Origin of the sequence: Kitasatospora putterlickiae (assembly GCF_039527695.1) — a bacterium.
In the GTDB taxonomy this organism is placed as follows: Bacteria; Actinomycetota; Actinomycetes; order Streptomycetales; family Streptomycetaceae; genus Kitasatospora; species Kitasatospora putterlickiae.
Genome location: NZ_BAAAKJ010000162.1, coordinates 71,268 through 81,105, shown reverse-complemented (window position 1 = coordinate 81,105; position 9,838 = coordinate 71,268). Strand labels below are relative to the sequence as shown.

The 9,838-nt window shown below is 74.3% G+C and carries 9 protein-coding genes; 1 reads left to right on the top strand and 8 read right to left on the bottom strand.

Translation table 11 applies throughout. The features are described 5' to 3' along the window. Positions 1-96: 96 nt before the first annotated feature. Positions 97-753 (bottom strand): papain-like cysteine protease family protein, encoded by a 657-nt coding sequence (locus ABD308_RS17000; protein ID WP_344335151.1) that lies wholly within the window; start codon positions 751-753, stop codon positions 97-99. 297 nt (positions 754-1,050) lie between these two features. Between ABD308_RS17000 and ABD308_RS16995 the strand changes: the two genes are divergently transcribed. Continuing rightward, the gene (locus tag ABD308_RS16995) at positions 1,051-1,983 is read left to right on the top strand and encodes a hypothetical protein (protein WP_344335148.1); all 933 of its coding nucleotides are present in this window, start codon (positions 1,051-1,053) and stop codon (positions 1,981-1,983) included. 22 nt (positions 1,984-2,005) lie between these two features. Here the strand turns inward: ABD308_RS16995 and ABD308_RS16990 are convergent, their stop codons facing one another. The 7 genes from ABD308_RS16990 to dpgA all read right to left on the bottom strand — a co-directional run bounded on the left by ABD308_RS16990 (position 2,006) and on the right by dpgA (position 9,793). Further along, positions 2,006-2,755 carry a sterol desaturase family protein gene (locus ABD308_RS16990; protein WP_344335145.1) on the bottom strand — a complete coding sequence of 250 codons (750 nt, stop codon included), beginning with the start codon at positions 2,753-2,755 and terminating at the stop codon, positions 2,006-2,008. An 88-nt stretch (positions 2,756-2,843) separates the two neighbouring features. Next, positions 2,844-3,704: a GNAT family N-acetyltransferase gene (locus ABD308_RS16985; RefSeq protein ID WP_344335142.1), complete on the bottom strand. Its 861-nt coding sequence runs from the start codon at positions 3,702-3,704 to the stop codon at positions 2,844-2,846. Positions 3,705-3,744: 40 nt separating this feature from the next. Next, positions 3,745-5,793: a thioredoxin domain-containing protein gene (locus ABD308_RS16980; protein WP_344335139.1), complete on the bottom strand. Its 2,049-nt coding sequence runs from the start codon at positions 5,791-5,793 to the stop codon at positions 3,745-3,747. An 88-nt stretch (positions 5,794-5,881) separates the two neighbouring features. Then, a complete protein-coding gene (gene dpgD / locus ABD308_RS16975; protein ID WP_344335136.1) occupies positions 5,882-6,685 on the bottom strand; it encodes an enoyl-CoA-hydratase DpgD in 804 nt (267 codons plus the stop codon). Continuing rightward, on the bottom strand, positions 6,682-7,998 hold the full coding sequence (gene dpgC, locus ABD308_RS16970; protein ID WP_344335133.1) for a (3,5-dihydroxyphenyl)acetyl-CoA 1,2-dioxygenase DpgC: 1,317 nt from the start codon (positions 7,996-7,998) through the stop codon (positions 6,682-6,684). The genes dpgD and dpgC overlap by 4 nt, the downstream gene beginning before the upstream one ends. Beyond that, positions 7,995-8,687: an enoyl-CoA-hydratase DpgB gene (dpgB, locus tag ABD308_RS16965; RefSeq protein WP_344335130.1), complete on the bottom strand. Its 693-nt coding sequence runs from the start codon at positions 8,685-8,687 to the stop codon at positions 7,995-7,997. Before dpgB ends, dpgC begins: the two co-directional genes overlap by 4 nt. Beyond that, entirely contained in the window at positions 8,684-9,793 is a 1,110-nt protein-coding gene (gene dpgA / locus ABD308_RS16960) for a 3,5-dihydroxyphenylacetyl-CoA synthase DpgA (RefSeq protein ID WP_344335159.1), read from the bottom strand. The genes dpgB and dpgA overlap by 4 nt, the downstream gene beginning before the upstream one ends. Positions 9,794-9,838: the final 45 nt, after the last annotated feature.

Genomic DNA, 9,838 nt, shown 5'->3' with positions numbered 1-9,838 from the left:
CGGTCACCGCGAACAGCGCCAGCACGGCGGCGAGCAGGACGAACGCGCCGCAGCGGACGGCCGCGGCCTTGTGCGTGCTGCTGCTCATCTCGCCCCTCACGCGCCGATCCGGTACAGGGAATGGGTCCAGGAGAACGTGCCGTTGGACACGTAGTAGGCGTAGTCCGCCCAGTTGTAGCGGTAGTTGGACGGCCACGGATCGCCCCAGTAGACCTGACTGGCGGTGGTGTCGTACCCGTACAGGACGTGCATGTGGCCGCCGCCGGAGCTCCACTGGATCCGGGTCTCGACCGGCCGGTCGGCGTTCACCTCGGTCTGCACCGTGGCGTAGCGCAGGTACCCGGTGACGTACGAGCCCGGGTTGACGCCGATCCACCTCAGGGCGTTCTGCACATCGCCCAGGGTGGCCTGGCTGTTGGGGCAGCCCGAGTTGGTCGAACGGCCGAACGCGGCGTTGCAGAACTGGTTCTGGCTGTAGTTGTAGCCGTACCAGGTGGCGATGGTGTTGCCGCTCGCCGCCCAGCACCAGTTGCTCTGCTGTTGCTGCTGCATGGTGATGTCGAGCTTCTTGGACGTGCCGGCCAGGCCGGCCGTGGAGCCCGCGGCGGCCACGGGCCCGACCCGCTGTCGGGGGCCCTCGGCCGTGGGGGCGGCCTGGGCCGGGGTGACGGCCGCGACGCTGAGCGCCGGGCCGAGGACGCCGAGCGCGAGCACCGAGACGGCGCGACGCAGGCGTATCCGGGTGACGGACATGGGGGATGTCCTCCTTGCGACAGGCAGAGGAGTCGAGAGGGGTGGGGGCGCGGTCCGGATCGCGCCACCGAGCATCGCGCCGTTGACATGGCCGGTCAACGGCTCCCGGACCCCGCCCGAGCGGCTGTGAACGGGGACCGCCCGTTGTGAACGCCGGCCCCGCGACCCCCGCCCGGAATGTCAGGACCGGTGACAAACCCCCCTCCCCGTGTGAATATTCACGACCAACCGGGCCCACCGCGGCGGCCCGCACCGGGCCGCCCGGCCCGTTCCCTTCCCGCCGCCCGAGGAGGCCGTATGCAGCGGACCGACCAGCCCGACCTCGTCACCGCCCTGCGCACCGGCCCGTTCGACCTCGCGCTGCGCACCGCCATCGCCGCCCGCGGCCTCGCCCTGCACCGCGTCCGCGACCACCTCGCGCACCGCGGCGTCCACATCGGGGTCACCAGCCTCAGCTACTGGCAGCAGGGCCACCGCCGCCCCGAACGGCCCGAATCGCTGCGCGCCGTCCGCGAGTTGGAACGGGTCCTGGAGCTTCCCGAACACTCCCTCACCCGGCTGCTCGGACCCCGGCGGGCCGCCCCCGCCGAGCCGGCCGGCCCGCCCGTCCGCCCCTACCGCGACCTCATCACCCCGCCCACCGCCGTCGACGAACTGCTCGCCGAACTGGCCGGTCCGCGCGACAGCGGACTGCACACCATCACCCACATCGAGCGGATCAGGATCGGCGCCGACCGCCGGCTCCAGCGCCGCGACTCCCAGCACGCCCTGCGCGCCCACCGCGACGGCGTCGACCGCTACCTCGCCATCCACCAGGGCGACCCCGGCAGCGACATCACCCGGGTCGGCGTGCGCGCCGAGGAGAACTGCCGCCCCGGCCGCGTCCGCCGCGACCAGGCCCACGACCTGCTGATCGCCGAACTCCTGCTGGACCGCCGGCTGCGCGCGGGCGACACCCATCTGCTCGGCTACGGCTTCGACGACGCCCCGGCGCCCGAGCCCAGCAGCGAGTACCTCCGCGGCTTCCACGCCGGCGCCGGGCAGTACGTCCTCCAGATCACCTTCCACCCGGCCGCGCTGCCGGTCCGCTGCCACCGCTTCGCCCGCCGCTCCCCCGCCGAGAAGCCGCACGAGAGCGAGGAGTTGACCCTGGACGGCCACCACGGCGTGCACCTGGTCGCCACCGCCGTCCGGCCGTGCATCCTGGGCATCGGCTGGGACTGGGAGTGAGCCCCGACCAGCGGGCCCCGGCTCACGGGAGCGCCGGGTCCGGAGCCGCGCGGCGGGCGTCGTACCGGGGGTCGATGGTGCCGAACAGCCGGTCCCAGACGGTGGTGTAGAAGCCCAGGTTGACGGCGGGATCGGCGTGGTGGCCGGCGTGGAACATCGGCAGCGCCACCCAGCGGAACACCGCGAGCCGCCGGACCCGCGCCGGAACGGGCTCCACGCCGAGGTGCCCCAGCAGGCCGAAGACCAGGTTGACGCCGATGTAGCCGGACAGCGCGAGCACGGACATCCCCGGCCAGAGCCAGAGCACCGTGATCCACGCGCCGCCGAAGCCCAGCACCTCCAGCGGGTGCAGCACGAAGAGCGTGGCGGGGCGCGGGTCCGGATAGGCGTGGTGCAGTTCGTGCGCCAGCCGGTAGAGGCGGCGGCGGTGGGCCAGCCAGTGCCCGCCGTACATCAGCGCGTCCATCACCAGCGAGAACAGCAGCAGATCGACCAGTGCGCGCGGCCCCGGGTCGGTGGTGAGCCGGATCCAGCCGGCCCGCCAGAGCTGCCAGCCGAGCAGTCCCACCGCGGAGTTGAGCAGCACCGCGACCACCGTGAGCAGCCGCTCCCGGCGGTCCGGCGGTGCGGGCGGCGGGGTCACCCGCCGATCGCCGAAACGGCGCACCAGCAGACCGCCGGCCAGCAGCGCCACCGTGAACAGCGCGAGGTTCCCGGCCAGCGCCCCCGCCGCGGCCTCCGCCGGGCTCAACCGCCTTGCCCATTCGAGCATCGCGTCCACCGTCACGCTCCCCCAGCCCGTCGGCCCGCCCCACCGGTCCGACGCCGTCCTGCGGCCGGTGGTTCCCGGACGGTCGGCGCTACGCCTCGAAGGCCAGCTCCAGGCAGTCCTCCACCGGCCGGTAGCCGATCTGTTGGTAGATCGAGTTGCTGGTCGGGTTGGACAGGTCCGTGTAGAGCAGCACCTCGTCGGCCCCGGCCGCGAGGGCGGCGGCCGAGGCGGCCGCCGTGACACCGCTGGCGTAGCCGCGGCCCCGGGCGTCGCGCGGCGTGTAGACCGGCCCGATCCGGGACATCCCGGCGACGACCGCGCTGGCCCCCGCCACCGCGACCGGCCGCCCGGCGTCCTCCCACAGGTGCAGCTGGCCGCCGGCCACCCGGTCGTCCACCGCCACCTCGACATCGATGATGTGGATGCCCGCCTCGGCCGCGAACTCCTCGAACCAGCGGATCAGCAGCGCGCGGTCCGCCGCGCCGGCGAGCCTGGCGCTTCCGGCCGGCGGGCGCGGCGGGTCGGCCAAGTCGCCGAGCCGGTAGAGGCGTTCACGGGACTTGACGGCCCCGGCGGCGCCGGTGGCCCCGGCCCACGCGTCGCCGAACGCCCGCACCGCCGCCACTGCGCCGGAGACCCCGGCGAGCGCCGTGGATCCGGACCCGGCGACGGCCAGGTCGACGGCCAGCTCGGCCGCCGCCCGCTCCGGCATCAGCCCCAGCCTCGGGACGAACGGCGGGGTCCGCAGGAACACCCCCTCGACCGGGCCGTCCGGCGCGCCGCGCCACCAGCCGAAGACGGGCGAGCCGTCGCCGTAGTAGTGCGGGCCGCGCGCGGCCAGCCGGTCCGTCACCGTGAGCAGCACGGTGTTCTCGGCCGGGTGCGCGGCGAGGAAGCCTCCGGCCTGTGCGCGGAAGTCGTCCAGGTTCGTGCTGAGGGTCCAGGGCATGGCCCATCCTCACCCACGCCCCGGGCCCCCGCCAACGGATTTACCCCTCCGCCGACCCCAGTCGCCCGGCCAGGACCGCCGGGTCCGTGGTCGGCGCGTCGCAGGTGAAGTGGCGGCAGACGTAGGCGGTGGGGGCGCCGTCGACCAGTGGCCGGCCGGTGAGCAGCGGGACCTCGTCGCTGCCCGCGCCCGGCTCGCCGAACGCGACCACGGCGCCCGGCGCGGTGCCGAGCAGCGCGGTCCGGTGCAGCGCGGCCGTCCCGGGGTCGCCGTCCGGGCCGATCACCGCGACCTCGCGCGGGCCGTCGGCCAGCGCCTCGGCGGCGGCCAGCCCCCAGCCGACGAACCGCGGCGCGCGCGAGGCCAGCGCCCCGACGATGCCGAGCGCCCGCTCGGCGGCGGTCCGGTGGCGGGCCGAGCCGGTGTACGCGGCGTAGCTCAGCAGGGCGGCCGCGGCGGCGGTCCAGCCGGACGGGGTCGCGTTGTCGGTCGGGTCCTGCGGGCGCCGGATCAGCTCCTCGGCGTCGTCGGCGGTGTCGAACAGCGCGCCGCCCTCGTCGGCGAAGTGCTTGAGCACGGTGTCGAGCAGCCCGCCGGCCAGCTGGAGCCACTCGGCCTCGCCGGTGACCGCGTACAGCGCGAGGAAGCCCTCGGCGGTGTCGGCGTAGTCCTCCAGCACGCCCGCGTTGGCGCCGGGGCGGCCGTCCCGGGAGGTGCGCAGCAGCCGCCCCTCGGGGGTGAGGTGGACGGCGAGCAGCAGGTCGGCGGCGCGTTCGGCGGCCCGGACGAGGTCGGGGCGCTCCAGCAGCGCGCCGGTCTCGGCGAGGGCGGCGATGGCGAGGCCGTTCCAGGCGGCGACCACCTTGTCGTCCCGGGCGGGCGCCGGACGGGTCGCGCGGGCCGCCAGCATCCGTTCCCTGATCGCCTCGTACTCGGCGAAGTCCTCGGGGTCGGCGAGGAGTTGCAGAACCGAGGTGCCGTGCTCGAAGGTCCCGTCGGCGGTGACCGAGAACAGCCGGGCGGCGGTGGCCGCGTCGGCGGGGCCGAGCAGGTCGACCAACTGGCCCGGCTCCCAGACGTAGTAGGCGCCTTCGGCGGTGGCGCCGGTCTCCTCGTCCAGGCTGTCGGCGTCCAGCGCGGAGGCGAACGCCCCCTCGGGGGTGCGTAGTTCGCGCAGCAGGAAGTCGGCGGTGGAGAGCGCGACCCGGCGTGCCAGTGGCGAGCCGGTCGCCCGCCACAGGTGCAGGTACGCGCGCAGCAGCAGCGCGTTGTCGTAGAGCATCTTCTCGAAGTGCGGCACCACCCAGTCGGCGTCCACCGCGTACCGGGCGAAGCCGCCGCCGAGCTGGTCGTGGATGCCGCCGCGGGCCATCGCCTCCCCGGTGCGCACCGCCATCTCCAGCGCGGCCGGCGAGCCGGTCCTGGCGTGGTGGCGCAGCAGGAACTCGATCACCATCGCGGGCGGGAACTTGGGCGCCCCGCCGAAACCGCCGTGCCGCTGGTCGAAGTCACGGCTGAGCGCGACCAGCGCCTGGTGCAGGTCGGCCTCCCCCGGCGGCTGGTGCACCCCGCTGCCGACCGCGTACACCGAGGCCCGCTCGACCAGGTCGGCCCGGATCCGCCCGGCGACCTCGCCCACCTCCCCGCGCCGGTCCCGCCACGCGGCGTGCACGCCCTCCAGCACCTGCCGGAACGACGGCATCCCGTGCCGAGGCTCCGGCGGGAAGTAGGTCCCGAAGTAGAACGGCTCCTTGCCGGGCGTCAGGAACACCGTCATCGGCCACCCGCCCTGCCCGGTCGCCGCCTGCACCGCTTCCATGTAGACGGCGTCGACGTCCGGCCGTTCCTCCCGGTCGACCTTCACCGCGACGAACCGCTCGTTGAGGTACTCCGCCGTCCCCTCGTCCTCGAACGACTCGTGTGCCATCACATGGCACCAGTGGCAGGCGGCGTACCCGACCGAGAGCAGGACGGGCACGTCGCGGCGCTCCGCCTCCTCGAACGCCTCGGGCCCCCAGGGCCACCAGTCGACCGGATTCTCGGCGTGCTGCAGCAGATAAGCCGAGGTCAGACCACCCAAGCGGTTCATGGGCCCTAGCCTCTCACACCGGCGCGGAGCCGGCGGCGAAGCCCACGAACTCGTCTCGGGCCGTCCCGCCGGCGCCGGTGGCCCCTCGTCAGCGGCCGGTCCAGACGGGGTCGCGCTTCTCCGCGAAGGCCCGGACCCCTTCGATCGCGTCACCGCTGCGCCGGCGGCGTTCCTCCCAGCCGTACTCGGTGGTGAAGGCCTGTTCCAGGGGCATGTCGACGGACTTCCCGGCGGCCTCCTTGATGGCCCGGACCGAGAGCGGGGCGCTGCGGACCAGGTCGTCGGTCCACTGCTGGACGCAGGCGTCCAGCCGGTCGGCCGGGACGACCTCGTTGACGAGCCCGTAGTGCACGGCCGTCGCGGCGCTCATCCGGCGGCCGGTGAGCAGGTAGCCCATGGCGATCCGCTCCGGGAGCTGTCTGACCAGCCGGAAGGCGCCGCCCGCGCCGGGCACGAGACCGAGCCGGGCCTCGGGCAGGGCGAAGACGGCCTGGTCCGAGGCGATGATCAGGTCGCAGGCCAGGGCGAGTTCGAACCCACCGCCCAGGGCGTAACCGTGGACCCGCGCGAGCACCGGCTTGGACAGGGTGAAGCGGTCGGTGAGCCGGGGCCAGCCCGGCTGCCCCCGGCTGCCGAAGGTCGTCGGGGGGACGCCGCGCCGGTCGAGACGGGCCCGCTCCTTGAGGTCCTGGCCCACGGAGAAGGCGCGTTCACCCGCCCCGGTCAGCACGGCGACCCTGATGTCGTCGTCGGCCTCGACGTCGTCCCAGATCCCGGCGAGTTCCTCGTGCGTGCGCAGGTCCATCGCGTTGAGCACCTCGGGACGGTCGAGCGTGACCCGGGCGACGTGGCCGTCCTTCTCGTAGCGCACCCGTTCGCGGTCGCCGGTCATCCGGAGGCCCGCCGTTCGAATCGGCCGGCCTTGTCGATGACGTCCTGGCCGTAGAGCCGCAGCGCCTGCTGGAGGGCGAACTCCGCCATGTACGCGCGGAATTCGTGCGGTGACTCCTCGGCGAGGTGCAGCATCCGCCGGTTGGCGAGCACGGCGTCCCCGTCGAGGCGCGCCAGGCTCCGCTCGACGGCGGCGTCCAGCTCGTCCGGCTCCACGACCTCGTCGACCAGCAGCCGCGCCTCCGGTTCCTTCGCCCAGATCCGGCGGCCCTCAAGGATGAGCTGGCGGGACAGGCGCGGCCCGGCGAACCGGCCGATCCGCAGGTTCGCCACGCCCGGGATGATGCCCTCCTTCGCCGCGGGCAGGCTGAAGTAGGCGTCGGAGGAGGCGAGTACGCGGTCGAAGACCAGCAGCAGCTGCGCTCCGCCGCCGATCGCGAAGCCGTCCACCGCGGCGACCCACGGTTTGTCGATCCGGGGCGAGTGCCACGAGCCGGGCCGCCCGTCGTCGGCCAGCACGCCCCGGACGAGCTTGTGGATGTAGCCGAGTTCCCGGCGCAGCAGGAAGTCGACCAGCGAGATGCCGCCGGAGCTCAGGTACTTGAGGTTGATTCCGGCGCTGAACACCCGTTTGCCCCGGTAGCGGGGGTGGTTCATCTCCCCGCCGCGCAGCAGTCCCACCCGGACGGCCGGATCGAGCAGGGCGAGGTCGACGGCGGTCTCCATGTCGTCGACCTGCCGGCCGTCCTCGGCGTTCAGGCAGTCGTCGCGGCACATGGTCAGCCGGGCCACCCCGTCCCGGCGTTCCAGGTGGACGGCCTCCATCTCCACCACACCGGTGCGCAGGAAGTCCGGGAGCAGTTCCAGGGCGCGCGCGGTCGGGCGGAGCATGGCGTCCAGCAGGTGCGGGCCGGCGACGGGCGACCGCAGCACCGCCCGCACCAGGATGCCCTGGTCGATCTCGTGGCCCTCCTTGGCGGCCTGCGGCAGGGACCGCTCCGCGGCGAGTCGCCGTCGGGTGGGGACCAGCCCGGGGAAGGCGGTGGCGGCGGCCTCGACGAGCTCCGCGAGCCGCAGGTGAACGCGGCGGTGCCCGGTGAGCCGGTCGTAGACGGCGTCGGCGTGGGCGTCCAGGAAGCGGACGCGCAGCGCGCGGGCGGCGTCGTGGGCGGCGGCGATCCCGGCCCGCTCGGCGGGTGAGCGCGCGCCGGCCTCCGGAAGCGTGGCCAGCAGCTTCTCCACCCGTTCGGCGGCCTCGGTCAGGGCCGGCCAGAGGCCGTCGGGGTGCTCTTCGGGCGGCGGGCCGGCCGTCACAGCGGCCCCTCGACCGCGGCCTCCCGGCGCAGGGCGCGGTCGCAGGCGGCCAGGTGGGCGCCGAGGGCGTCCTCGAAGCCGGTCGTCGTGGCGTCGAACAGGAGCTGGCGCCGGATCGCCACCTCCTTGCCGGCCAGGCCGGCGACCAGTTCCGCCACGGCCTCCAGCGCGGCCGCCGGATCGTCGGCCAGTTCGTCGACGATGCCCAGCCGCACCGCGTCGGCGGCGCCGATGGGCAGGCCGAACAGCACCGCCCGGCGGATCCTGCCGAGGCCGGCCTGCTGGACGAGCCGGAAGCCGGCCGTCCCGGGCCAGGTGGCGGCGCCGTCCCGCGCGACCAGCAGCCTGGTGCCGGTGGCGGCCACCCGGATGTCGGTGGCCAGCAGCACGTCCAGGGCCGACCCGCCGCAGTCACCGGAGGCCACCGCGACCGTGACCGCGGGGAGCCGTTCCAGCCGGCGCAGGACCCGTTCCCACTTGGTGACCAGCCCGACGTTCAGCCCGCTGGTCCACGCCCCCTCGGGGGCTCCGGCGACGTGCACGGTGACCGTGCCGGCCCCGCCCTGCCGGTGGGCCAGGTCCTCGGCCCGGTCGCAGATCTCCGTGAGCGCCTCGACGGAGGCGGCCGACGGCGGCTCCGTCCCGTCGATCGTCAGGGTCAGCGCTTCGTCCGCGCTCCGCGGCCTCACCACTGGACCAGCGCCGTTTCGATCGTCGAGCCCGGTCCCATGGTCACGAACACTCCATACTCTCCCGGTCGTGCGACGCCCTCTTCGAGGAGGCGTTCGTACGAGAAAAGGAACGAACCGCTGGAAACGTTGCCGTGGTCGCGCAGCACACCGACGGTGTGCCGCACGTCGTGGCGGGTGAGTCCGAGGTTGACGACGACGGCGTCGATCACCTTCTTGCCCCCGGAGTGCACCACCCAGTGTCCAATGTCGCTGCGGCGCAGGCCCGTGCCCGACAGCAGGCGGTCGACGACGATCTCGGCGTGCGCGCCCACCACGTAGGGGATCTGCGGGTCCAGGAAGAAGCTGAACCTGTCCTGCGCGCGGTCCCAGTCGTAGCGCATGGCGTCGAGCGCCTCGGGGATGATGCAGCTGGCGAACTTCAGAACGGCCGGGCCCTCGGAATCGGCCGGCGTGGCGCCGGCGGCGTCCGTGAGCAGCGCGACGGCCGCCGCGCCGTCGCCGAACAGGCTGTTCACGACCGCGGTCCGCATCGTCGAGTCCATCGTGTACGCGGCCGAGCAGGCCTCCGCGCAGAGCACCACGGCGAGTTCGCCGGGATGGGCGGCGGACCAGCCCGCCACCACGTTGAGGGCGTTGAGTCCCGCGTTGCAGCCCATGCCGACGATGTCGCTGCGGCTGCAGTGGCGGTCGATGCCCAGTTCCCGGATCAGCAGCGCGCTGAGTCCGGGGGTGAGGAAGCCGGTGGACGTCACGACGCACAGGTGCCGCAGGTCCGAGAGTTCGGCGCCGCTCCGCTTCAGGCAGGCCTGGAGGGCCGCGGCGCCCATCTCGACCGCCAGCCGCTTGTGCTTGTCGAGCAGGTCGCCCTGGGACTCCGTGACCCGGCCGCTGGCGCCGTCCTCGGGCGGCAGGTCGAGGTTGCGCCGCTCGATGGCGCTGTTGAGGAAGAGGGAGCGGACCTTGGGATCGGTGATCCCGAAGGTGTCGAGCACTTCCCGCTGGGAGTAGGACGTACTGGTCGCGGCCGTGCCCACCCCGACGATGCGGGGCCGTGGGAGGGCCGGGAACCCGGGGTACCGCGCGGACGCCACCTCCGTCTCCAGGACGGGGGCGTCGAGTACCAGCGGACGGTCGGCGTTGACGGTCAC

Coding starts and splice junctions, on each gene's coding strand:
- ABD308_RS17000 (WP_344335151.1), bottom strand. CDS start 753: ATGTCCGTCACCCGGATACGCCTGCGTCGCGCCGTCTCGGTGCTCGCG.
- ABD308_RS16990 (WP_344335145.1), bottom strand. CDS start 2,755: ATGCTCGAATGGGCAAGGCGGTTGAGCCCGGCGGAGGCCGCGGCGGGG.
- dpgD (WP_344335136.1), bottom strand. CDS start 6,685: ATGACCGGCGACCGCGAACGGGTGCGCTACGAGAAGGACGGCCACGTC.
- ABD308_RS16995 (WP_344335148.1), top strand. CDS start 1,051: ATGCAGCGGACCGACCAGCCCGACCTCGTCACCGCCCTGCGCACCGGC.
- ABD308_RS16980 (WP_344335139.1), bottom strand. CDS start 5,793: ATGAACCGCTTGGGTGGTCTGACCTCGGCTTATCTGCTGCAGCACGCC.
- ABD308_RS16985 (WP_344335142.1), bottom strand. CDS start 3,704: ATGCCCTGGACCCTCAGCACGAACCTGGACGACTTCCGCGCACAGGCC.